This window comes from Streptomyces sp. PH9007 (genome assembly GCF_059813725.1).
The window spans coordinates 686088-707983 of the sequence record NZ_CM187440.1 but is presented as its reverse complement, the minus strand read 5'-3'; the positions used below and the strand labels follow the sequence as shown (position 1 = coordinate 707983).

At 72.0% G+C, this 21896-nt stretch carries 21 protein-coding genes; 10 read left to right on the top strand and 11 right to left on the bottom strand.

The genetic code is table 11. The annotated features are described in order from the left end of the window. Nucleotides 1-6: 6 nt before the first annotated feature. On the bottom strand, nucleotides 7-1008 hold the full coding sequence (locus tag ACTFAP_RS03085; RefSeq protein ID WP_495683364.1) for a 4-hydroxy-3-methylbut-2-enyl diphosphate reductase: 1002 nt from the start codon (nucleotides 1006-1008) through the stop codon (nucleotides 7-9). A gap of 208 nt (nucleotides 1009-1216) precedes the next feature. Here ACTFAP_RS03085 and ACTFAP_RS03080 point away from each other — a divergent pair, with 208 nt between their 5' ends. The 4 genes from ACTFAP_RS03080 to ACTFAP_RS03065 all read left to right on the top strand — a co-directional run bounded on the left by ACTFAP_RS03080 (nucleotide 1217) and on the right by ACTFAP_RS03065 (nucleotide 5720). After that, nucleotides 1217-2038, top strand: a complete 822-nt coding sequence (locus ACTFAP_RS03080; RefSeq protein ID WP_495683363.1) for a helix-turn-helix domain-containing protein — start codon at nucleotides 1217-1219, stop codon at nucleotides 2036-2038. A 962-nt stretch (nucleotides 2039-3000) separates the two neighbouring features. Beyond that, on the top strand, nucleotides 3001-4347 hold the full coding sequence (locus ACTFAP_RS03075) for a helix-turn-helix domain-containing protein (RefSeq protein WP_495683362.1): 1347 nt from the start codon (nucleotides 3001-3003) through the stop codon (nucleotides 4345-4347). Nucleotides 4348-4426: 79 nt separating this feature from the next. Continuing rightward, complete coding sequence (locus ACTFAP_RS03070) at nucleotides 4427-4906, top strand: RNA polymerase sigma factor (RefSeq protein ID WP_390120058.1); 480 nt, start codon at nucleotides 4427-4429, stop codon at nucleotides 4904-4906. Then, nucleotides 4890-5720: a DUF4232 domain-containing protein gene (locus tag ACTFAP_RS03065; RefSeq protein ID WP_500468164.1), complete on the top strand. Its 831-nt coding sequence runs from the start codon at nucleotides 4890-4892 to the stop codon at nucleotides 5718-5720. The genes ACTFAP_RS03070 and ACTFAP_RS03065 overlap by 17 nt, the downstream gene beginning before the upstream one ends. 14 nt (nucleotides 5721-5734) lie before the next feature. Here the strand turns inward: ACTFAP_RS03065 and ACTFAP_RS03060 are convergent, their stop codons facing one another. The 3 genes from ACTFAP_RS03060 to ACTFAP_RS03050 form a co-directional block, all read right to left on the bottom strand. Beyond that, on the bottom strand, nucleotides 5735-6406 hold the full coding sequence (locus ACTFAP_RS03060; RefSeq protein WP_390120052.1) for a peptidoglycan recognition protein family protein: 672 nt from the start codon (nucleotides 6404-6406) through the stop codon (nucleotides 5735-5737). An 87-nt stretch (nucleotides 6407-6493) separates the two neighbouring features. Further along, the gene (locus ACTFAP_RS03055; protein WP_495683360.1) at nucleotides 6494-7417 is read right to left on the bottom strand and encodes a GH25 family lysozyme; all 924 of its coding nucleotides are present in this window, start codon (nucleotides 7415-7417) and stop codon (nucleotides 6494-6496) included. 385 nt (nucleotides 7418-7802) lie between these two features. Beyond that, nucleotides 7803-8336, bottom strand: coding sequence for a hypothetical protein (locus tag ACTFAP_RS03050; protein WP_390120046.1), 534 nt, complete (start codon nucleotides 8334-8336; stop codon nucleotides 7803-7805). A 249-nt stretch (nucleotides 8337-8585) separates the two neighbouring features. On the opposite strand from ACTFAP_RS03050, the gene ACTFAP_RS03045 reads away from it, so the two are divergent. Beyond that, entirely contained in the window at nucleotides 8586-9866 is a 1281-nt protein-coding gene (locus ACTFAP_RS03045; protein WP_500468163.1) for an MFS transporter, read from the top strand. Here ACTFAP_RS03045 and ybiA read toward each other — a convergent pair. Beyond that, on the bottom strand, nucleotides 9805-10389 hold the full coding sequence (ybiA, locus tag ACTFAP_RS03040) for a riboflavin biosynthesis intermediates N-glycosidase (RefSeq protein ID WP_500468162.1): 585 nt from the start codon (nucleotides 10387-10389) through the stop codon (nucleotides 9805-9807). The two genes, ACTFAP_RS03045 and ybiA, sit on opposite strands and share 62 nt — an antisense overlap. Before the next feature lie 40 nt (nucleotides 10390-10429). After that, entirely contained in the window at nucleotides 10430-11614 is a 1185-nt protein-coding gene (locus ACTFAP_RS03035) for a DUF5925 domain-containing protein (RefSeq protein ID WP_495683356.1), read from the bottom strand. Between the two features lie 178 nt (nucleotides 11615-11792). Between ACTFAP_RS03035 and ACTFAP_RS03030 the strand changes: the two genes are divergently transcribed. Further along, nucleotides 11793-12059 carry a hypothetical protein gene (locus ACTFAP_RS03030; RefSeq protein ID WP_390120035.1) on the top strand — a complete coding sequence of 89 codons (267 nt, stop codon included), beginning with the start codon at nucleotides 11793-11795 and terminating at the stop codon, nucleotides 12057-12059. 43 nt (nucleotides 12060-12102) lie between these two features. Here the strand turns inward: ACTFAP_RS03030 and ACTFAP_RS03025 are convergent, their stop codons facing one another. The 4 genes from ACTFAP_RS03025 to ACTFAP_RS03010 form a co-directional block, all read right to left on the bottom strand. Further along, nucleotides 12103-12858, bottom strand: a complete 756-nt coding sequence (locus ACTFAP_RS03025) for a GntR family transcriptional regulator (RefSeq protein WP_390120032.1) — start codon at nucleotides 12856-12858, stop codon at nucleotides 12103-12105. A gap of 24 nt (nucleotides 12859-12882) precedes the next feature. Then, entirely contained in the window at nucleotides 12883-14205 is a 1323-nt protein-coding gene (hmgA, locus tag ACTFAP_RS03020) for a homogentisate 1,2-dioxygenase (protein ID WP_500469384.1), read from the bottom strand. Between the two features lie 107 nt (nucleotides 14206-14312). Beyond that, the gene (locus ACTFAP_RS03015) at nucleotides 14313-15671 is read right to left on the bottom strand and encodes an NsdA family TPR-like regulatory protein (RefSeq protein ID WP_500468161.1); all 1359 of its coding nucleotides are present in this window, start codon (nucleotides 15669-15671) and stop codon (nucleotides 14313-14315) included. A gap of 163 nt (nucleotides 15672-15834) precedes the next feature. Further along, nucleotides 15835-16299 (bottom strand): MaoC/PaaZ C-terminal domain-containing protein, encoded by a 465-nt coding sequence (locus ACTFAP_RS03010; RefSeq protein ID WP_495683354.1) that lies wholly within the window; start codon nucleotides 16297-16299, stop codon nucleotides 15835-15837. Nucleotides 16300-16449: 150 nt separating this feature from the next. On the opposite strand from ACTFAP_RS03010, the gene ACTFAP_RS03005 reads away from it, so the two are divergent. The 4 genes from ACTFAP_RS03005 (at nucleotide 16450) to ACTFAP_RS02990 (ending at nucleotide 20716) form a co-directional block, all read left to right on the top strand. Beyond that, entirely contained in the window at nucleotides 16450-17562 is a 1113-nt protein-coding gene (locus ACTFAP_RS03005; RefSeq protein WP_500468160.1) for a PQQ-dependent sugar dehydrogenase, read from the top strand. Nucleotides 17563-17647: 85 nt separating this feature from the next. Beyond that, a complete protein-coding gene (locus ACTFAP_RS03000; RefSeq protein ID WP_495683352.1) occupies nucleotides 17648-19300 on the top strand; it encodes an FAD-binding dehydrogenase in 1653 nt (550 codons plus the stop codon). Nucleotides 19301-19319: 19 nt separating this feature from the next. Then, the gene (locus tag ACTFAP_RS02995; RefSeq protein WP_500468159.1) at nucleotides 19320-20441 is read left to right on the top strand and encodes a DUF2330 domain-containing protein; all 1122 of its coding nucleotides are present in this window, start codon (nucleotides 19320-19322) and stop codon (nucleotides 20439-20441) included. Beyond that, nucleotides 20432-20716: a DUF6191 domain-containing protein gene (locus ACTFAP_RS02990; RefSeq protein ID WP_500468158.1), complete on the top strand. Its 285-nt coding sequence runs from the start codon at nucleotides 20432-20434 to the stop codon at nucleotides 20714-20716. The genes ACTFAP_RS02995 and ACTFAP_RS02990 overlap by 10 nt, the downstream gene beginning before the upstream one ends. 70 nt (nucleotides 20717-20786) lie before the next feature. On the opposite strand, the gene ACTFAP_RS02985 is transcribed toward ACTFAP_RS02990, so the two are convergent. Then, the gene (locus ACTFAP_RS02985) at nucleotides 20787-21821 is read right to left on the bottom strand and encodes a fibrillarin-like rRNA/tRNA 2'-O-methyltransferase (RefSeq protein ID WP_495683349.1); all 1035 of its coding nucleotides are present in this window, start codon (nucleotides 21819-21821) and stop codon (nucleotides 20787-20789) included. Between the last annotated feature and the right edge of the window lie 75 nt (nucleotides 21822-21896).

Here is a 21896-nt window from a genome sequence, read left to right as displayed (position 1 = left end):
ACCCACTCAGCTGGAAAGGCCGTCCGCCGGCCGGGGCGCGTCGCCGCGCACGGCCGACGGAAGATCGAAGTACACCGTCTCGCGGGCGATCTCGCGTTCCTCGACCGTGACGGGACCGTGCGCGGACAGCGCGCTGACCACCCCCTCGACGAGGGCGGGCGGGGCCGAGGCGCCGCCGGTCAGCCCGATGGTGCGCACGCCCTCCAGCCACTCGGGCCGGATGTCCTCGGCGGTGTCGATCAGTTCGGCGGGGGTGCCCGCGTACCGCGACAGCTCCACCAGGCGCACCGAGTTGGAGGAGTTCGCCGAGCCGACCACCAGGACCAGATCGGCCTCGGGGATGATCGCCTTCAGGGCGTTCTGCCGGTTGGTGGTGGCGTAGCAGATGTCCTCGGACGGCGGCTCGTACAGCAGCGGGAACCGCTCCCGCAGCGCGTCGACCACCTCAGCCGTCTCGTCGACGCCCAGCGTGGTCTGGGTCAGATAGGAGATCTGCGGGGCATCGTCGGCCGACAGCCGCTGCACCTCCTCGGCCGTCTGGACCAGCACCATCGACTCCGGCGCCTCCCCGAGGGTGCCCTCCACCTCCTCGTGCCCGGCGTGCCCGATCAGCACCACCGTGTCGCCGCGCGCCGCGTAACGCCGCGCCTTGGCGTGCACCTTGGCCACCAGCGGGCAGGTCCCGTCGATGACGTCCAGCCCGCGCTTCTCCGCCTCCTCGCGCACGGCGGGGGAGACCCCGTGCGCCGAGAACACCACCGTCGAACCGTCCGGCACCTCCTCCAGCTCCTCGACGAAGACCGCCCCGCGCCCGGCGAGGTCGTCCACGACGGAGACGTTGTGCACGATCTGCTTGCGGACATACACCGGTGCGCCCCGGGACTCCAGCGCCCGTTCGACGATCTCGATGGCCCTCTCGACACCCGCGCAGAAGGACCGTGGTCCGGCCAGCAGAATGCGACGGGTGACTCCGTTCTGCACGTACTCGTCCGAGCTCACATCAGCCATGCCGGGCAGCGTAGGAACGCCGCGCCGGTGCGCTCAACGGCGCTTTCCACTTTCCAGAACGGGCCCGCGGCGGGCCCGGGGAACGCTGTCACAAAGGGACCGGTCGCACGGTCCCACGGGCCAGGGCACCGTCCCGATCTTGAGCGCGGCGTTCCGCTTCCGGTAGCCATGAGCGTGTTGGACGCGCTGCTGCGACGGGAGCATCACGGTGGACGGTGGACGCGAACCCCGGGCGGTCTGGGCCGGGCCGGCCGCCGGCGAGGTGGCGGACCCGGGCGCGGGCGGACTCGCGGGCGGCCCGCTGCGCAAGTCGATGGCCGTGCTGGAGGCCTTGGCGGAGGCCCCCGGGCCGCTGACCCTCTCCGAACTCTCCCGCCTGGTCAACCAGCCGAAGTCGACGCTCCACCGCCACATGCGGGTGCTGACCGACCTCGGCCTCGCCGTCCGCATGGAGTCCAAGTCCTACGAACTGGGCACCTATCTCTTCCAGCTGGCCTCCACCAGCGGCCCGGCCCGGCTGCACAGCCTGGGCCACACGGTCACCCCGTACCTGATCGAGCTGTTCCAGCTCACCCACAAGATCGTGAGCCTCGGGATGCTCTCCGGGACCCGCATCCAGCACGTGGGCACCCTGTACGGGCAGGAGCACGTCCGGCTCGCCACCGCGCTGCGCCGCCCCTTCCCGGCGCACTGGTCGGCGGCCGGCAAGCTGCTGCTGGCCAAGGCCATGCGCAACCCGGCGGACTTCAGCGACGGGGCACCGGCGGGCACCCGGCGCGGCGCGGCCGGCGCCGACTCGATGCGCCGCGAGTTCGAGCGGATCCGGCGCACCGGACTGTCGTACGCCAGGAGCCGCTGCGTCCCCGAACTGGTCGAACTGGCCGCCCCCGTCAGCCTGGGGCGTTCGGGCCCGATGGCCGCGGTGGTGGTCGGCGACACGGTCCACAACCGGGACCTGCGCAGCGCGGGCCGCGCCCTGCTCGACACCGTGGGCGCCATCGAGGAGAGCCTGTCCGCGGGAACCCGCTGACGCCGATCGCCCGCCCTTCGGGCTCGTCCCAGGACCGGGCCGAAGTGAGGCACTTGGCGCGTGCCGACCATGGCCCGCTGTCGCCACGACAAGAAGGGCGATCGCTCACGCTCCGCCATCATCGGCTGTCTCAAAGCCCCGGGCACGGGGAGCGTCTCCGCCGATTCGCACCATCTTCTCATCCGAGTGATTCAGATCACTCCACGGTCCGATCCGGGCGCGTGGAAGGCGCATGTCCCGCACGTGGCGCTGAACTCGCAGGTGGGAAAGGTCTTCGCGAAAGTGATGGCCACTCAGAAATACGGGGCTTTGCGTGATGCCCCGTCAGCGGTACGTGTTCTTCGCGTTGTTGCTGTCCGTAGCAGCGACTCGGGGCCGTGATGTGTCGGGACAACCCGGTACCCTCATCCTCACACCACCCTCCGGCAATGGGTTCGATCGGCAGGCCCGATCGGGGTCGATCGACCCCGGGAGGGAGGTGGTGAACGTGGATGCTGACTCCCGAGGCAACGAGGGGAACTCCCGAGGCAACGAGGGGGATCGGCGGAACCGGCCGGTGGTGCGAGCCGTTGTCTGGGTCGCGCGGCAGGTACTCGCGTATCTGATCGCGGCTCTGCTCGACGGGCTCTGCTGACCGGAAGGGCCTCCTGCGCGAACAGGAGGCCCCGGGACCGTTGTGGCTCCACGTGGCCCTGCCCCCGTACGGCGTAGCTAACCCAAGGGAGCAGGGCCCTTCTTCATAGTGCGGCAGCAACGGCCAACGAGCGCGGCGCACGCCATGATGTGTCGTGCTTGCAGCTCGTGAATCGGCGCTCAATCTCCCCGATTTCCCGATCCATGGCTACCAGATTGGACTCCTAAAAGGGAAGAGTCGCAGGCCAACGCACTTTGCCACTTGCAGAGTCACCTTCGCGGCACGAGGAAACTGCCCCTAAACTGGATCCTGAACAGAAGGAGGCCGCATGGCTCGGGGGGTGACGAACTTCAGCCCACAGGCGTTGCGGGAATTTCGGACCGGGCAGCAAGGCTTCGGCAGCCCCGCGATGAGCCGCGAACGATTGGCGGAACTCGTGGGCACGACGAAGGCCCAGATCCTCGCCTACGAGAACGGTGACCGCGCCCCTGACCCACCGAGGCTGCGGAGTCTCGCCGAAGCCCTGGAAGTCCACCCGACCAAACTCATGCAGCAGAGCGATCGCTATCGGTGGGACGTGGCGGGTCTGCGTCAGGCCTGCGGAATGCGGGCCACTGACGTCGCGTCACGGCTGCAGGTGTCCGTCAAGGCCTACCGGCGGTTCGAGAGCACGGGGCTGGTTCCGGCACGCCTGCTGTCATTTGTCGATGACCTCTCTGTGGCTCTCCAGGTCGGTACCAGCGCCCTTGAGGTCGCCATCCGCTGCGTGCCGGGCGTGAAGGAGCGGATCCAGCAGGTGATCCGGCACCTCTCGGAGCTTCACGAGCGGTACGTCCCAGAGCCGGGGGACTGGTCAGGTCCCGATGCGCACGATCCGGATGTGCAGGCCATCGCCTCCCTCTACGGCCGTTCCACGCGCATGGCCACAAAGATCCTTTCCCATGAGCTCGGACTCCTGCGCCAGAGAAAGGTGCGGATGGACCGTGAGCGGATCTCCGCCGACTATGACCCCGACCCGGACCGGCGGCGTCTGGCCCGGAACAACCTCAACGGCGAGCCGACCCTGGATGACCGCCTGCAGCGGATCGCCGACCAGTTGGAGGCATTTTTCTGGCGGCCCCTGCCCTCCGACCTGTGGCAGCTGCTGGTTCATCTGCACGCCAGGGAAGCTCTTGCCCGCCCCCGATGGAACCGCGGCCGGGTAGTGCAGCCGCACACCGAAAGCGAGAAGGCACTCTTCAAGCGTCTCCCACCGTCGCTCATCACCCGATATCAGGACAGCACCACGGAGGGATATCAGCTGTCTCCGCACGGCGCAGTGCACCTGCAGCGATACCGGCACTGGTACGCGGTTCTGTATCCGACGGTCAAGCCTCCTCAGATGCGTCCGGTGCGGGCGAGAAGCCAGAAACCGCCGAAGACTCGCCCGACGCGGTACCCCCAGGTGGAGGTGACCATCGCGAGTCCTCACCGCGCCGGGGCCGAGCGGTCGGACCTCTCGCGCACGTTCACGGCTGATCAGATCTTCGTGAGGGACCTGGCGATGAGCCTGGAGCGCGGGATGACGAACGAAGAGGCATGCATCAACGCGCTGGCGGGACTCCTGCGTCGGCAAGTGCCCGAGGTGGGCGCCGAGGCCCCCAGGCTTCTGGGTGATCGGCCCGAAGAACCCTGAGGAAACGCGGCCGGGCCCGGCCGGCGGGTTCGTTATGCTTCTGTGATAACCGGAGGCGGCGGTACGGAGTCTATGGGGCGTGGACAGGGAAGCTGAGGAGTTCTTCACCGACTTCTACCCGCGGCTCGCCGGCTGGTGCCGGGGGCTGGTGGATGACGACGGTGTCGCCCATGACATCGCGTCAGAGGCGTTCACCCGCCTGTGGGCGCGATGGCGCACCGTGGACCGACCCGAGTCGTACCTCTTCAGCATCGCCGCCAACCTGGTCAAGGACCACTGGCGCGCACGCGAGAACGAGCGCAGCGCCGTACGCCGGCTGCTGGCCGGTCGACGCGAGCACGCGCCGGCCGCCGACCAGGGATTCGATCTGCGCAGCCTCGTGGAGGCGCTGCCCGCACGGCTGCGGGTGCCGGTCCTGCTGTACTACTACGCCGGCCTGCCGATCGCCGAGATCGCGGCCGTGCTGCACCGGCGCCCGGGCACCGTGAAGGGCGATCTGCACCAGGCACGCGAGCGGCTGCGCACCGCCTTGAGGGGACTTCATGAGATCAGCACGTGATTCCGAGCAGCCGCACGAGCCCTCGGAGATCGCCGAGGCGTTCACCACGGCCGAGCTGCGGCTGGACCCGCCGCCGGGCGCGTACGAGGAGCTGCGGCATCGCGCCGCCGCCCGGCGCAGACGCCGGCTGGTCGCGGTGACGGCGGCCGTCGTGCTGTCGGCCGGCGGGACGACGGTGGTCGCCGCGATGGCGCGCTCCGACGGGGAGCAGCGCCAGGCACCGGTGGCCGCCGAACCCCCGTCCGGGGACGAGCAGCGCGCCGAGCCGTCGCCCGAGCCGTCCTCCGAGCCCTCCGACGAGCCGGCCGCGCCGCCCACCGGGCAGGCCGAACCGGACGCCGACGACACGCCGCCGGGGGAGGAGGTGAACGGGACGGCCGGTACGAGCACCTCCTCGGTGTGTGCCACCGAGGCGCTCGCGCTCAGCGTGGAGAACCCGAACGCCGGGGCGGGTTCGCTCATGTACACGCTGGCCTTCACCAATACCGGTGACACCGCCTGCACGCTGACCGGCTTCCCCGGGGTGTCGCTGCTGACCGCCGAGGGCGGCGAGCAGATCGGTGCCCCGGCGGTGCGCGGGCCCGAGGGCGGCGAGGCGCTCCGGGTGGAGCTGGCGCCCGGGGGCACGGCCCGCGCCGATCTGCGGCTGGCTCGGGCGGAGAACTACCCGGCCGAGGAGTGCTCGCCCGCCCCGGCCGCCGGGCTGCTGGTCTACCCGCCGGACGAGACGGACGCGCTGTTCCTGCCGCGGGAGGGGGTCACCGGCTGCACCGACGAGTCGGTCGGCCTGCTGTCGGTGACGGTGGTGTACTGACCGTGCCTGCCGGGTCAGCCCAGGGCCGCCGCCACCTCGGTACGCAGCTGGGGCAGCATGTCGTGCAGCACCCCGGGGCACAGGGTGGCGTTGAAGTCCTTGTGCCCGTACAGCTGGGTGGGCGCGATGCCGTACCGCTGGCAGGTGTAGGCGCACAGGCTGACCAGGACGTCCCACTGGGCCTGCGGCGGGGTGGCCCCGTCGTGGTAGGCGCCCTCGGTGCAGATCCCGATGCCGTCGTAGTTTTGCCCGGAGGTGTGGGCGCCGAGCACCAGGCCCTGCCCGGCGCGCAGGGTGCGCAGGCTCTCGTGGCGGCCCTCGGTGATCCAGCCGCCCCGGCTGACCACGAAGTGGTAGCCGGTGTCGGCCCAGTTGTTGTCGTCCATGTGGATGTTCTGGACCCACTTGGCGTGCGCGTGGGCCTGGGCACGGGAGTAGTCCGTGCTGTTGGGGCCGGCCGCGTGGTGGACGATGATTTTGTTCGGCCGGTTGTCCAGCACCGTGATGGTGCCGGACGCCGGCCGGGCGCCCCACACGGCCGTGCTGTCGATGTCCGGCTCCACGACGGGGGCCGACCGGGGTGCGGCGCTTGCGGTTCCGGACAGGGCGAGGGCGGTTCCACCGGCCACCAGGCCGGCCGAACCGGCCAGCAGCAGACGACGCCGCGTCAGATCGGCACCGGACATGGGATCTCCTTCGTGCTGAGCGTGCGGGGGGCGGGACACGGAACGCCCGGGGAGCCGGCCGCGCGGGCCGGCTCCCCGGGGCGGGCGCTACGGGGTGTTGTTGGCCAGCGCGAGCAGCCGGTCGCGGGAGCCGTTGAACTGGTCGCGGTCCACGTTGCCGGAGATGCCGCTCACCGACCCGGAGTCGGTGTACTGCCACACGGTGTGCACGTTGAAGCCGCCGGGCAGGGTCGGGCTGTTGGCGGTGGTCCAGTGGGCCACCCACAGCGGGCTCTGGCTCGCCATGCCGCTCCAGCTGCCGGTGCAGGTGTTCCACCAGCTCGGGGAGGTGTAGATGACCACGTCACGGCCGGTCCTGGCCTTGTACGTGTTGTAGAAGTCCTGGATCCAGGTGCGCATCTGCGTGGTGGACAGGCCGTAGCACTGGGCGCCGTACGGGTTGGACTCGATGTCCAGCACGCCGGGCAGCGTCAGGTTGTCCGCCGACCAGGCTCCGCCGTTGGACGCGAAGAAGTTGGCCTGGGTCGCGCCGCTGGAGGAGTTCGGCAGCGCGAAGTGGTAGGTGCCCCGGATGACGCCCGCGGCGTGGGCGGCGGGGTAGTTGGTGTTGAAGCTGGGGTCGCGGTACGTGGTCCCCTCGGTGGCCTTCATCCAGGCGAACTGGATCCCGGAGTTGCGCACCGAGGTCCAGTTGATGGAGCCCTGCCAGTGCGAGACGTCGATGCCCTGGACGCCGTCGGTCGGCGCGTACGGGGTGAACTGCGGCGCGTCGTCCGGGGTGGCGTCGCCGTGCGCCAGCTCACCGGCGCCCATGAAGGCGGTTCCGGGGGCCAGCTCGCCCACCTCCAGGGTGGTGGGCTCGCCGGCCGGGGCGTCGGCCCCGCTGTCGGCGGCGGTCGCGGCGGTGGCGCTCAGCGGCGCGACCAGCAGGGTGAGGGAAGCGGCGAGGACACCGGCGAGGGTCAGCCGTCGCCGGCGGGGTCCGGCGGTCCGGGCACGTCGGATGGACATGTACTACCTCCTGGCACAGAGATGTGGGGTGAGTGCCACAGAGCGAGTCAAACAGCCCGACGGTCATAGGGCAGGGCAGGCCGGGCCGCCGCGTCGTCGTGTGGGGGGACGTGGGGGTGTACGTTCGGCGTGTCTTGAAGTGTGCGCGCCAATAGTCACGCACACCAACCGGCACCCCGTAAAGGGAGTTCGGCGTCCCCCCGTGGACCAGTCCAGTGAAAACGGCGCTGACCTGGTGCAACGGGCGTAGACTCCGGGAACTTTCGGGCTCGGAAAGTTGCCCGGTCATCGCACACACGGTCGGATTGGCCCGGACGGGCGCGTGCCGAGGCCCCGGTGACATGCCGTCACCGGGGCCGGATGTCGGACACTGCTGGACGGAGCGTCAGCAGCCGCCGCAGTTGTAGTAGGTCACATCCCAGTGGTTGCCCTCGCGGGCGTAGATGTTGCCCGAACCCGACCGGTACTGGGCCGCGCCGTCCGCCCGGTTGCCGATGAAGGTGAAGCTGCCGGTGATGTAGTTGTTGATGCAGGTGTTCAGCCCGTAGTCGAGCTTGTAGCCGTTCCAGTGGCTGTAGGTGCCGCTGGCGTGCCCCGTCTCGGTGCCCCCGGTGATGTTGAGCGCGCAGCCGCTGGCCCGCTTGAGGGTCTGGGCGCCCTGGGCCGACTCCAGGTTGAGCTGGTCGAAGGACGTACAGGTGGACACGTTGCGGTTGGAGCACCCGCCCGAGGACGACCAGGTGATGCCGACCGCCTGGAACATCGAGGTGGCCTGCGCGTGGGTGATCTTGGTGGCGTACGGCGTGACATCCGTGACCTCGGACACCGGCGCGGACGTGGTCGCGGCGCCGGCGGCCGGGGCGGCGGCCAGCGCGGCACCGGTGAGGGCGAGAGCGGTGAGGACCGAACGGATTCTCATGGGTGGGGGGAACCCTCCTGCTGGGCGCCCGGATTGCGGGCGCATTTCATCAGATGACCGTGCAGGTGGTGCCCCGACATGCTGCCCCAGGTCTACGCGCGTTGGCCATGGCGTCCCGAGGACTCGGCAGGAAACTGACACGGCGGCCGGCGCCGCCTACCGAAACCGGGGGATCTTGCCGGTTTCCGGCGCCGCGTGACAGCCTGACCGGGCACCGGCATCACTCGAACGTCCCTGCGAGAGGACCTCATGACCAGCAGGAAGGAGCAGCCGCTCAGCGACATCCGCCGCTGGCGCGCCGGGCTCTTCGTCCTTTTCGTGATCGTCGGCGTCTCCATGTCGTCCTGGATCACCCGCACCCCCGACATCCGTGACGCCATCGGCGCCTCCACCGCCGGAATGGGCCTGGTCATCTTCGGCCTCTCGGTCGGCGCCATGACGGGAGTGCTCAGCTCGGGGCAGCTGGTCGCCCGCTTCGGCGGCCGGCCCGTCACCGCGACCGGCATTGGCGTTCTGCTGCTCGGCCCCCTGCTGGTGGGGATCGGCGCGGCCACCGGCTCCGCCTGGCTGGTGTTCGCCGCCCTGGTGATCTTCGGCGCCGGCAGCGGCCTGATGGAGATCGCCGTCAACATCGAGGGCGCCGCCGTCGAACGGGCCCTGTCCCGCTCCGTGCTGCCCGCCCTGCACGGCTGCTTCAGCGCCGGCACCGTCGTCGGCGCCGCCACCGGCATCGCGCTGACCGCCGTCGACTTCTCCGTCGCCTGGCATCTGTGGCTGGTGACCGCCCTGTGCGCCCCGGCCGCCGCCTGGGCGGTACGGCAACTGCCCGCCGGAACGGGCCGCGAGGGCGCGGCCTCCACCGACGAGCCGCGCCTGACCAGGGCGGAACGGCTCGCGGTGTGGCGCGAACCGCGCACCCTCATGCTGGGCGCGATCGTGCTCGGCATGGCCCTGGCCGAGGGCGCCGCCAACGACTGGCTGCCGCTGATCATGGTCGACGGCTACGAGCTGAACGCCACCACCGGCTCGCTCGTCTACACTCTGTTCGCCGCCGCCATGGCGACCGGCCGGTTCGGCGGGGAGTTCGTGCTCGCCCGGCTCGGCCGGGTCGCCGTGGTCCGTGGCAGCGCCGTCCTGGCCGCCATCGGCATCCTCGTCGTCGTCTTCGCCCCGCATCCCGCACTGGCCGCCGCCGCCGTGGTGCTGTGGGGCCTGGGCGCCTCCCTCGGCTTCCCCGTCACCCTCTCCGCCGCCGGCGACAGCCCGCACCACGCCGCCGCCCGGGTGAGCGCCGTGGCCACCATCGCCTATCTGGCCTTCCTCGCCGGGCCCCCGCTGCTGGGGCTGCTCGGCGAACACACCGGCCTGCGCCACGCCATGCTCGCCGTCGCCGCCGTGGCGCTGCTCGTCAGCACCCTGGCCTCCGCCGCCCGCAGGCCGAAGACCCCGGCCGGACCCGTACCGGCGGCTACGGCTGCGGAGCCCGCAGCCGCTCCCGCGCCGCCATCAGCGCGAAACCCAGCAGATTGAGCCCACGCCAGTGGGCCGGGTCCTGTGCCGGGGCATCGTCGGCCGCCAGCCCGATGCCCCAGATCCGGTCCACCGGGCTGGCCTCCACCAGCACCCGCTCCCCGGTGCCCCGCAGATAGGACCGCAGCGCCGGATGCTGCCCGAATTTGTGCACGCTGCCCTCCACCACGACGGCGAACCGCTCCGCGCGCCAGCGCTCCTCGTCGAAGCCGCGCACCGTGCGGCCCGCGGCCTTGGCGTCGCGGGGATGACCCGCGGCCAGCACCCCCGCCCGCGCCTCCTCGTCCCCGAACAGCCGCGCCTTGCCCGCCATCATCCAGTGCTCGGCGGTGGCGTAGGTCTCCCCGGCCACCGTGAACGGCGCCGGCCACCACTGGCTCAGACAGCCCGCCCCCACGCTGCCGTCCCGCTGCGGCCGGTGCCCCCAGAAGTACAGGTACTTCAGCCGTTCACCGCGCGCGGCCCTGGCCGCCAGCTCCGCCGCGAGAGCCTCTCCCGGCCGCGGCTCCCCGTTCCTCACCATGTCCCTCACCCTACGAACGGCCACTGACAACCGGCAGGCCCTACAGATACAGCCCCGCCTCCGCGCGGGAGGGCAGCGGCGCCACCGCCGTGGGCGCGGTGCCCCGGCGCAGCGCGTACAGCTCCGCCAGTGTGGCCCCCGCACGCGGCACCCCCTCCTCGGTACCCAGCCACGCCACCGCCTCCGGGCGGGTCAGCGGCCCCACCTCGATCCGCGCCAGACAGCGCCCGGGCCGTACCACCGCCGGATGCAGCCGCTCCAGATCCTCGTTGGTGGTGATGCCCACCAGCACCCGGCGGCCCTGTCCCAGCAGCCCGTCGGTGAGATTCAGCAGCCGGGACAGCGCCTGGCCCGCCGCGTCCTTCGCGCCGCCCCTGATCAGCTCGTCGCAGTCCTCCAGGATCAGCAGCCGCCAGCGGTCCCGCCGCGCCCGCTGCCCCTCCCCGGCCGGCTCCTCCTCGTACCGCAGCTCGTCCTCGCCGCCGTCCTCGTCCTCCTCGTCGTCCCCGATGACCACGTCCATCAGATAGCCGACCTCGGAGAACAGCCGCTCGGGGTCCAGCACGCAGTCCACCTGGCACCACTCCCGCCAGGAACGGGCCAGGGTGCGCAGCGCCGAGGTCTTGCCGGTGCCCGGCGGCCCGTGGAGCAGCAGCAGCCGGCCGGCCACATCGGCGGCCGTGACCCCCATCAGGTCGTCCATGGCCCGCGCCACCGGCGCCGAGTACCCGGGGCGTACGGTCTCCCAGCTCTCCGCCGCGATCCGCCGGGTGGTGCGCACCGCGCCCCGGCCACCGGGGGAGAAGTGCCAGAAGCCCATGGTCACGTTCCCCGGATCGGGGTCCGGCGGCGCTTCGGCACCGGTGACCGTCTGCTTGAGGACCTGCTGCGCGAGTTCATCACTTTCGGCGATCACGGTCACCTGGGCGCCGTACGTCCAGCGCCGCGAACGCAGCATCCAGCCAGGCCCGCTCGCCAGCACGGCGTAGGTGTCGTCGCCGCGCACCGTGCGGTGCACCTCGGCACCGTCGGGGACCAGCAGGTGGTGCCTGCGCACCTTTTCCAGCCGGCGGCTGCGCGCGTACGGGAGCCGTCCCGAGGCGAATTCGCTGACCAGCAGCATGTCGACGATGTCGGCGGGCGCGGTGCTGTCGGTGATGGTGACGGGCAGGGCGGGCTCCTCTGGGGGTCGGGCGGTCGGGGGAACGGGAGTCATGCCCGCCATGATTGCCCGCGCCGGCCCGGTGCGCACCCGGATTTCTGACGCAAAAGCGTGCAAGGACGATGTTCGTCAACACCCTTGTGGGGAAAGGTGAAAGCTGGGACCGGGATACCCACGCGCACTCGGGGGGCGTTAGGGTTACTCTGCCCGGACCGGGTGCCCTCGTACGGGTGGGAGAGTCATGGAGCAGATAACACGCGGCAGGCCCCGAGTGCCTGCGATCGATTGCGGGAGCGGCGCAAGCTCTACGCGCCTGGAACGCCATCTGAGCGTGCTGTCCGGACCTGCCGTGCCGGCGCGCGAGACCGAAGAGGCCACCATGCTGATGCGCGAGCTGACGACGCGGGATCGGCAGTCCACCAGGAACACCACCACGCGTGGTGCCCGGGTGCGGCTGTTCACCCCGCTGCGGAGGCTGCGGCGCACGCTCTTCGGCAGTCACGGCTGATACGGAACGTCACTTCCGTACCAGCCGCCTGGTCTCTCACGCGTCACTCGGGGGAGGAGTCCACCGATACGGCAAAGGAGAAGCGGTCGCCCCGGTAGTGGATGCGCGCGACATCCACGGTGCGTCCGTTCTCGTCGTACACCACCCCCGTGATGTGCAGGATCGGGCTCAGCAGCGGCACCGCGAGCAGCTGCGAGGTGGTCGGGTCAGCCAGCCGTGCCTGAACCGTGTTGGCGATCCGACCCACCGTCACTCCCGCGACGTCCCGCAGCACCCTGGTCATCGGCCAGCGTTCCAGATCCTCGGGCCGGATGCGCGCGGCGACCTCCGGGTGGAGCAAATTCTCCGCCCAGTTGGCGGCGTCTCCGCTCTCCCGGTCATACCGCAGCCGCCGGAAGGCGACGACTTCGGCGAGGCCGGGGAAGTACGGCGCCACCTCCACCGGGACCGGCACCGGGCCGTGTTCGAGCAAGGTGGTGGTCTCGCCCGACTGCTGGGCCACGATGGCGTCCACCGAGCCGAGCAGCCGCACCGGTGAACCCGGCCTGGCCGCCGGTTCGATGAAGGTGCCGCGCCGCCGGTGCCGGCTGATCAGCCCTTCCAGCTCCAGCTCCTTGAGCGCCTGCCGCATGGTGAGGACGGACACTCCGTAGTGCTCGGCCAGCTGTTCCTCGGTGGGCAGCCGCAGCGGTGCCTGCGGCGGGCGGCCGAGTATGGACGCCCGCAGCGACTGCGAGACCTGATACCACAAGGGCAGCTTGCGGTTCAGTTCGAGGGAGTCGGGGGCGAAGACGGTCACGGCGCGCTCCGGGAACTGGGGGGCTCAGGCGGTGAAGTGCCGTTGAAGACCCTCCCACACATTGTCGTATCCATGCTGCGGACGGTGCTCGCCGACCGCCGCCGCGCTCAGCGTCACCGGCCAGCGGGTCTCGAACATGAAGGCCAGGCCGTCCGCCACCTTCGCCGGTACGAGCTCGGCGGCGCTGGCCCGTTCGAAGGTCTCGCGGTCGGGACCGTGCGCCGACATCATGTTGTGCAGCGAGCCGCCGCCCGGGACGAAGCCCTCGGCCTTGGCGTCGTAGGCGCCCTCGATCAGGCCCATGTACTCGCTCATCACATTGCGGTGGAAGTACGGCGGGCGGAAGGTGTCCTCACCCACCAGCCAGCGAGGCGCGAACACCACGAAGTCGGCGTTGGCCAGGCCCGGGGTGTCCGAGGGCGAGGTCAGCACGGTGAAGATGGACGGGTCGGGGTGGTCGTAGCTGATCGAGCCGATGACGTTGAAGCGGTGCAGATCGTAGCGGTAGGGCACATGGCTGCCGTGCCAGGCCACCACGTCCAGCGGCGAGTGGTCGTGGACGGCCGCCCACAGATGGCCGCAGAACTTGGTGATCACCTCCACCGGGCGTTCGACGTCCTCGTAGGCGGCCACCGGCGCCTCGAAGTCCCGGGCGGCTGCGAGGCCGTTGGCACCGATGGGGCCGAGGTCCGGGAGGACGAAGGGGCGGCCGTAGTTCTCGCAGACGTACCCGCGCGCCGCCCCGTCCGGCAGCTCCACCCGGAAGCGCACCCCGCGCGGGATGAGCGCGATGTGCCCGGGGCCCGCCTCCAGCACGCCGAACTCGGTGCGCAGCAGCACGGTGCCGCGCTCCGGGACGATCAGCAGTTCGCCGTCGGCGTTGCCGAACACCCGGTCCCGCATGGACGCGTTGGCGTGGTACAGGTGCACCGCCATCCCGGAGCGCTGCCGGATGTCCCCGTTGCCGCCCAGGGTCCACAGCCCGGCGACGAAGTCGGTGCCGGCGGTCGGCTCGGGCAGCGGGTCCCAGCGCAGCCGGTTCGGGTCGGGCACCGTCTCGTCGAACGGCGTCCCGCGCAGGGCACCCTGGCTGATCCGGGTGTACGGGGGGTGCGCCGCCGAGGGCCTGATGCGGTACAGCCAGGAGCGGCGCGAGGCGCCGCGCGGCTCGGTGAAGGCGCTGCCGCTCAGCTGCTCGGCGTACAGGCCCAGCGGGGCGCGCTGCGGGGAGTTGCGGCCGATGGGCAGGGCGCCGGGGACGGCCTCACTGGAGTGCTCGTTGCCGAAGCCCGTGGAGTAGCGGATCCCGTCGCCGGCCGCCACCGTCGTTCGCTGTCCGCTGCCCATGGCGTACTCCCGTCCATCGGTCCCGACGATCATTCCTGTGAGAGACCGTAGGAATCGAAGGAGGGCAAGTCAACCACCCGGACCGGTTCCCGTGGTGAATCCTTTGTTCAGAATCCGCCCTCCCCGGCCGGCCGCCCGGACCGCGCCAGCAGCCTGGCCACCCGCGGCCGGCCCCGGTACGGGCGCAGCACCTGCCGCATCGCGCGCAGCGCCAGCTCCACATCGCCCGAGCGCAGCCGCTCCCGGCCGGTCACGAACGCCTCCCAGGCCGCGCACGCCTCCTCCAGATGCCCCGCGCGCAGCAGGAGCCGACCGCATTTCGCCTGGGTGAGCGCGTGGCCGCGGACATCGGCGGCGGGCCGCTCGACCGCCCCGCGGCGCAGCGCCGCCAGCGCGCCCGGCAGATCGCCGAGCGCCTCCAGCGTCAGCGCGGTCTGGTACAGCAGACACCAGCGGGGATAACTGTCGAACGGGCCCCCGGCCCCCGGCCCCCGCTCCTCCGCCCGCTGCCCCGCGTACTCGGCCCGCACCAGCGCCCGCAGGGCGCCGCGCCGGTCCCCGCAGTGCGCCAGCACGACGCCCAGCTGCGCCTGGATGTACGACTGCTGCGCCGGCGGCGCCCAGCGGGCGGTACGAGCGGCGGCCTCCGCCAGCCGCAGCGCGGAGGGCAGCTGGCCCAGCCGCTGCGCCTGCCCGCTCATCGCCCGCAGCACCACGCTCCAGGTGGCCCGGTCCCCGGCCTCGCCCGCCAGCTGGTGGGCGCTGGTGAAGTACCGCTGGGCGAGCCCGTGCCGCTGGCCGTCCTCATACATCCGGGCCAGGACGAAGGCCAGCCGGGCGGCGCCGGTGAGCAGTTCGGCGCGGGTGGCCGGGGGCCGCCCCGGCACGGCCAGCAACGGGGCGACGTCCTCGGCGAGATGCAGGGCGAGCGCGCCGCGGGCGTGCCGCCCGCCGTGGGAGCGCATCGCGGTGGCGAAGAACACCGTCGCCTCGTACAGCGCGCGGGTGGCCTCGGTGGGCGGTCCTTCCGGCAGGGGCGGCCGGGGCCCGGGCACCGGCTGCGGTACCGCGGCGTCCGCCACCCGGTAGGGACGCTGCCGCAGCAGGGCGGCACGCCGTCCGCCGTCCGCGTCCGTGCGGCACAGCTGGGCGAAGCGGGGTACGGGGCCGGCCCGCTGGGCGGCCTGCGGGCCGGCGGCGGGCGGCGGGCCGCCGGGGAAGCCGGCCTCGCGCACGGTGAGCGGCCGTCCGGTGCGCCGCGACAGCGCCTCGGCGATCAGCTGGGGGACGGGGTGCCGGGGCTGGGTGCCGGAGAGCCAGTGCGCGACGGCCGTGCGGTCGTAGCGCAGCGCGGTGCCGGCCTCGGCGCCGAGGGCGTTGACCGCGCGGGCCAGGTCCGCCTGTGTCCAGCCGGCCTCCCGCAGCAGGGCTCGCAGCTGGTCATTGGGGCCGCGCCGTTCCGTCATGCCTTCTTGGTCTCACAGCCGGGGGCACGGGTGGCAGGGCGCATCGGCGCACGGGTCCGCCCGATTCTGACCCAATATCACACCATTGGGTAAGAATTTCAGTGCGATGTCACCCTTGGGAAGGAGCGTGCGACCGCGCACGGGAAGCGGTCGTGGCCCGGCGTCAGAGGAAGTACCGGGTGACCGTCTCCGCCACGCACACCGGCTTGTGCCCGCCCTCGCGCTCCACCGTCACCGTGAGGGTGAGCTGCACCCCGTCCCCCGGCACCTGCACCACCTCATGGATCCCCGCCGTGCCGCGCAGCCGCGAGCCGACCGGCACCGGGGCGGGGAACCGTACCCGGTTCACCCCGTAGTTGACGGCCAGCCTGGTCCCCTCCACCCGGATCAGCCGGCGCACGAACTCGGGCAGCAGGGCGAGCGTGAGATAGCCGTGCGCGACCGTCGAGCCGAACGGGCCACCGGCCGCCCGCTCCGGATCCACATGGATCCACTGGTGATCGCCCGTCGCCTCGGCGAACAGATCGATCCTCCGCTGGTCGACCTCCAGCCAGTCACTCGTCCCCAAGTGGGCGCCGGACGCGCCCCGCAGCTCATCGACCGACGTAAAGATCCGCGGCTCCGCCATCCGCCCAGCATGCTGACGGCCCTCACCACTGTCAACGCCCCGGCGCCGCCGGGGCGGCCCCATTGACGGTGCGCGCGGCCGATGATCTGATCGGGAGCGCCGTGGGGGCTGGTTCGAACTGCCGTACTCACCAGGGACATGGGAGATTCCATGCGCGCCCACCGGGCCAGAACAACCGTCCTCACCGCCGTCGCGGCACTGACCGTCTCACTGCTGACCGCCGGCGGTGCCTGCGCCACCGAGACCCCCGACGAGAACCCCACCAGCAGCGCCCCGGCCACCGGCCCCGGGGAGGCCACGCCGCCCGGCGCGTTCAGCGCGCCCGCTGGCATCGAGGAACTGTCCGCGGGCTGGTCGATGCCCTGGGGCGCCGACTGGCTGCCGGACGGCTCCGCCCTGTACACCGAACGCGACACCCACCGCGTGGTGCACCTCGCACCGGACGGCACCCGCACGGTCATCGGCACCGTCCCCGACGTCGTGCACGGCGGCGAGGGCGGACTGCTGGGCCTCGCCGTTTCCCCCGGCTTCGCCACCGACCGGACGCTGTACGTCTTCCACACCGCCGCGAGCGACAACCGCATCGCCCGGCTGACCTGGGACGGCGACACCCTCGGCGGCTACGAGACCATCCTCACCGGCATCGCCAAGGCGAGCATCCACAACGGCGGCCGGCTCGCCTTCGGGCCCGACGGCCACCTCTACGCCACCACCGGCGACGCCGCCGACCCGCAACTCGCCCAGGACCCCGCCGCCCTGGAGGGCAAGATCCTGCGCATCACCACCGACGGCGACCCCGCCCCCGGCAACCCCTTCGGCACCCCCGTCTACAGCCTGGGCCACCGCAACGCCCAGGGCCTGGCCTGGGACGACGAAGGACGCCTGTGGTCCTCCGAACTGGGCCAGAACACCTGGGACGAACTGAACCTCATCGAGCCCGGCGCCAACTACGGCTGGCCCGAGTGCGAAGGCGTCTGCGGACGCGAGGGGTTCACCGACCCCAAGGAGACTTGGTCCACCGCGGAGGCATCCCCCAGCGGCCTGGCCTACGCGGACGGCTCCCTCTACATGGCCGCGCTGCGTGGCCAGCGGCTGTGGCGCATCCCGGTGGAGGGCACCGACACCGGCACCCCCCAGGCGTACTACCAGGGCGAAGTCGGCCGGCAGCGCACCGTCCTCACCACCCCCTCGGGCGACGCCCTGTGGCTGTCCACCTCCAACGGCCCCGGCAGCGACGCCGTACACCGGGTCACCCTTCAGTAGGGCACGCACCGAAGGTTGACGGCGGCCCGCCGGGCACCCAAGATCTGAAGCCAGTCCGGGGCCGAGGCGATGGGGCGGGGCAGGCATGGCGTACGACGCCGACGTGATCGTGATCGGAGCCGGCCTCGCCGGACTCGTCGCCACCGCCGAACTGGCCTCGGCCGGCCGCACGGTGATCCTCCTCGACCAGGAACCCGAGGCGTCCCTGGGCGGCCAGGCCCACTGGTCCTTCGGCGGCCTGTTCCTCGTCAACTCACCCGAGCAGCGCCGGCTGCGCATCCGCGACAGCCACGAACTCGCGTGGCAGGACTGGCAGGGCACGGCGGGCTTCGACCGCGAGGAGGACGCGTGGCCGCGCCGCTGGGCCCGCGCCTACACCGAGTTCGCCGCGGGGGAGAAGCGCGCCTGGCTGCACGGCCAGGGGGTGCGCTTCTTCCCCGTCGTCGGCTGGGCCGAGCGCGGCGGCGGCGACGCCGGCGGCCACGGCAACTCCGTACCCCGGTTCCACATCACCTGGGGCACCGGCCCCGGCCTGCTCGCCCCCTTCGAACGCCGGGTCAGGGAGGCCGCGGCCTCCGGGCTGGTGGACCTGCGCTTCCGGCACCGGGTCACCGCACTGGCCACCACCGACGGCACTGTGGACACCGTCACCGGCGAGGTGCTCACCCCCGACTCCGTGCCGCGCGGGGCGGCCAGCAGCCGCGAGGTGGCCGGCGCCTTCGAACTGCGCGCCCAGGCCGTCATCATCACCACCGGCGGCATCGGCGGCAACCCCGAACTGGTGCGCGCCCACTGGCCCCAGCGGCTGGGCACCGCCCCGCGCCGGATGCTCACCGGGGTGCCCGCGCACGTCGACGGCCTGATGCTGGGCATCGCCGAACGGGCCGGCGCGCGCCTGGTCAACCGGGACCGGATGTGGCACTACACCGAGGGCATCCACAACTGGAATCCGGTGTGGGCCCGGCACGGCATCCGCATCCTGCCCGGACCGTCCTCGCTGTGGCTGGACGCCACCGGCAAACGGCTGCCCGTGCCGCTCTTCCCCGGCTTCGACACCCTCGGCACCCTCGAACACATCATGCGCACCGGACACGAACACACCTGGTTCGTGCTCACCCAGCGCATCATCGAGAAGGAGTTCGCCCTCTCCGGCTCCGAACAGAACCCGGACCTGACCGGCAAGAGCGTGCGCCAGGTCCTGGGGCGGGCACGAGCGGGCGCCCCGGCCCCGGTGCGCGCGTTCCTGGAGCACGGCGCGGACTTCGTCGTCGCCCGCGACCCGGCCGCCCTGGCCCGCGGCATGAACGGCGTCACCGGCGACGGACTGATCGACGAGGCCCTGCTGCGCCGCGAGATCGAGGCGCGCGACCGCGAGATAGGTAACCCGTTCTCCAAGGATCTCCAGCTGACCGCCGTGCACGGGGCCCGGCGTTACCTCGGCGACAAGCTCATCCGGGTGGCCGCCCCGCACCGGCTGCTCGACCCCAAGGCCGGCCCGCTGATCGCCGTCCGGCTGAACCTGCTCACCCGCAAGACGCTCGGCGGCCTGCTCACCGACCTCGGCGGCCGGGTCCTGGGCGAGGACGGCGAACCGCTGCCCGGCCTGTACGCGGCCGGCGAGGCGGCCGGCTTCGGCGGCGGCGGCATGCACGGATACCGTTCCCTGGAGGGGACGTTCCTGGGCGGCTGCCTGTTCTCCGGCCGTGCGGCCGGCCGCGCCGCCGCCCGCGCGCTGTAGGCACCACCGAGGGGGAGACATGCGTACACCGGCCCGTGCACCGGCCCGGACCACGGCCCGCAGATCGGCTCTGCTCGTCCTGCTGCTGCTGGCCACCCAACTGGTCGCCGTCGCCTGGCCCGCGTACGCCTGCGGCTGCGGCGGCATGGTCACCGGGCCCGGGCAGCGGCTCACGGTCGAGCAGGAGACCTCGGCGGTGCGCTGGGACGGCGAGACCGAACAGATCGTCATGAGCCTCACGGTGGCCGGGGACGCCGCCGAGGCCGCCTGGATCATGCCGGTGCCCAGCCGTGCCGAGGTCTCCCTCGGCGACCCCGGGCTGTTCGACGAACTGTGGTCGGCCGCCGCCCCCGAGTACCGCGACCGCTTCTACTTCTGGCCGCGCTCGGGCGACTGGCCGCGCGGCGAGGAGGGCGACGGCGCCATGGCGGGCGCGGCACCCGGCACGGGCGCACCCCCCGTGGGGGTGGTCAGCCGGGACCGCCTGGGCCCCTTCGACGTCGCCCGGCTGACCGCCACCGACCCCACCGCGCTGGAGGACTGGCTGCGGGAGAACGGCTTCACCCTCCCCGCGGACATGGCCGCCGAACTCACCCCCTACGTCGAGCAGGAGTGGGAGTACGTGGCGCTGCGGCTCGCCCCGGACGCGGCCGGCGAGCAGGACGCGGTCCTGGGCGGCACCCTTGACCCCATCAGCCTCACCTTCGCCTCCGACGAACTCGTCTACCCCATGCGGCTGTCGCGGCTGGCCGAGACCGAGCAGCTGCTGACCCTCTACGTGCTGTCCGGCCACCGCATGGAGCCCGCCTCCACCCTCGGCGGCGATCAGCCCGAGGTCACCTTCGCCGGCCGCCTCACCCCCGCGCCCGGTCCCCTGCGCGACCTGGCGGGCGAGGACGCCTTCCTCACCGTGATCCGCCAGGAGTTCGCCCGGCCGGGACTGATCGAGGGCGACCACGTGCTGCGCCGCACGGCCGAGGACACCGAGTTCCGCAGGGTGTACTACGACGACCGGCTGCTGCACTGGTTCGGCGTCCCCGCCTGGCAGCTCACCACCGGGGCCGTGGTGGTCCTGGCCCTGGTGCCCGCCGTGTGGGCGGTGCGACAGTGGCGGCGGCGGAAGGATGTGGCATGGAGCTGATCGTTCTCATGACCCTGCCGGGGCTGGTCATCGCGCTGACGGCGGTGGCCTCCGCCGACCAGCTGCTGCTGCGCGCCGGCCGCGCGGGGCTGCTGCCGTGGCGCACCGGCGAACGCAGTGGCCGGGTCTCGGCCACCGGCTTCGAGATGCTGCACGTGTCCCTGTTGCCGGGCAAGGAGCACGAGCTGTCCCAGCGCCAGACCATGGCGCTGCTCCGCGACGATGCGGGCGACGCGGCCCCGCCCGGCACCACCGCACCGGCCACCCGCAGATGAACACGACGAAGCCCCGCACGCTGGGCGGTGTACCGGGCCCTCTGGCGTGCTGCTGGCGTTGAGCGGCTTCCTATGAGGTGCGGCTGAGCCGCAGGCGCCATCCGGACTCGACCTCTACGAGGTGGGGGGTGTGGATGGACCAATGGGGGGTGCCTGCGGCCGTCCATGCGGACATCCAGGACTGGAGGATGGCGACGGATGCCGAGTCCGGGCTGTCCGCCAGGAACCGGCCGTCCTTGGTGACCACAGCGATGCTGTCCGGTGTTGAGTGCCCGATGGCGAGCTGTCCGCCGGGCAGGGACGCGAGGGTGAGGCCGGCTACGTCGTTGCCGGCAGCGGCCCAGAACCGGAACTGCCCCCACTCCGGCAGCGATGCGACATCGGTCAGGCCGGGGGTGATGATCCGGTCCAGAGTGCGGCGGGCGGCGGTGTGGCGCCAGTCGTCGTCGGCCCGCCAGTTTACGGAGATCCACGCGGGCTCGGGGTGGCGGTACTCCCAGTCAAGCCACCGGTCCGGAACCCGGACGTCGCGCTTGGGGGAGCTGGTGGCGTCGATGTACGTGCCCGGCGCCGTCGCGACGACCTCGGGCACCCCGTTCGTGACGCGCACGGTTGCGACGACGGTGATGTCCGGCAGCTCCACCACGGGCAGTGCGGCGACGATCAGCCCCCCGTCGTTGATGCGGTCCGCCCATTCCCGGGGCAACAGCGGCGGTGTGCACCAGGCGCCGATGCGGTCGAAGCGGCCGGTGCCGGGCAGTGGCGCAGTACCGTCCTGGGTGATGCACCGCACGTTCGTGCGGCCTTGGCCGTGGTGGATGGCGTTGGCCCAGCGGGTGAGGTAGTGGTCGATGTCCAGGCTGGTCACGTGCCCGCTCTCGCCGACGAGTTCGGACAGGAGGGCGCCGGAGTAGCCGGAGCCGGTGCCGATCTCCAGCACGTTCATGCCGGGGGCGATGTCCATGCTGGAAACATCGCGGTGAACGAACGCCGCTGCGGTGGTGTGGATGGTCGCGCCCCGCTCGTGGTTGCGGGTGTAGTGCTGCTCTGGCACCGTGGCGGCGGCCTGCTCCACGGATTCGGTGGTGATGACGGCGGACGTCACGTGCTACTCCTCAGAGATCGGTGGGAACTCGTGTGCCCAACTGACCCGGACGGGTGAAGGTCACGGGTCAGCGCG

Coding starts and splice junctions, on each gene's coding strand:
- ybiA (WP_500468162.1), bottom strand. CDS start 10,389: ATGGTGAGGAACGGGGAGCCGCGGCCGGGAGAGGCTCTCGCGGCGGAG.
- ACTFAP_RS03000 (WP_495683352.1), top strand. CDS start 17,648: ATGGCGTACGACGCCGACGTGATCGTGATCGGAGCCGGCCTCGCCGGA.
- ACTFAP_RS03050 (WP_390120046.1), bottom strand. CDS start 8,336: ATGAGAATCCGTTCGGTCCTCACCGCTCTCGCCCTCACCGGTGCCGCG.
- ACTFAP_RS03060 (WP_390120052.1), bottom strand. CDS start 6,406: ATGTCCGGTGCCGATCTGACGCGGCGTCGTCTGCTGCTGGCCGGTTCG.
- ACTFAP_RS03065 (WP_500468164.1), top strand. CDS start 4,890: ATGAGATCAGCACGTGATTCCGAGCAGCCGCACGAGCCCTCGGAGATC.
- ACTFAP_RS02990 (WP_500468158.1), top strand. CDS start 20,432: ATGGAGCTGATCGTTCTCATGACCCTGCCGGGGCTGGTCATCGCGCTG.
- ACTFAP_RS03030 (WP_390120035.1), top strand. CDS start 11,793: ATGGAGCAGATAACACGCGGCAGGCCCCGAGTGCCTGCGATCGATTGC.
- ACTFAP_RS03015 (WP_500468161.1), bottom strand. CDS start 15,671: ATGACGGAACGGCGCGGCCCCAATGACCAGCTGCGAGCCCTGCTGCGG.
- ACTFAP_RS03005 (WP_500468160.1), top strand. CDS start 16,450: ATGCGCGCCCACCGGGCCAGAACAACCGTCCTCACCGCCGTCGCGGCA.
- ACTFAP_RS03010 (WP_495683354.1), bottom strand. CDS start 16,299: ATGGCGGAGCCGCGGATCTTTACGTCGGTCGATGAGCTGCGGGGCGCG.
- ACTFAP_RS03075 (WP_495683362.1), top strand. CDS start 3,001: ATGGCTCGGGGGGTGACGAACTTCAGCCCACAGGCGTTGCGGGAATTT.
- ACTFAP_RS03045 (WP_500468163.1), top strand. CDS start 8,586: ATGACCAGCAGGAAGGAGCAGCCGCTCAGCGACATCCGCCGCTGGCGC.
- hmgA (WP_500469384.1), bottom strand. CDS start 14,205: ATGGGCAGCGGACAGCGAACGACGGTGGCGGCCGGCGACGGGATCCGC.
- ACTFAP_RS03055 (WP_495683360.1), bottom strand. CDS start 7,417: ATGTCCATCCGACGTGCCCGGACCGCCGGACCCCGCCGGCGACGGCTG.
- ACTFAP_RS03085 (WP_495683364.1), bottom strand. CDS start 1,008: ATGGCTGATGTGAGCTCGGACGAGTACGTGCAGAACGGAGTCACCCGT.
- ACTFAP_RS03035 (WP_495683356.1), bottom strand. CDS start 11,614: ATGGCGGGCATGACTCCCGTTCCCCCGACCGCCCGACCCCCAGAGGAG.
- ACTFAP_RS02995 (WP_500468159.1), top strand. CDS start 19,320: ATGCGTACACCGGCCCGTGCACCGGCCCGGACCACGGCCCGCAGATCG.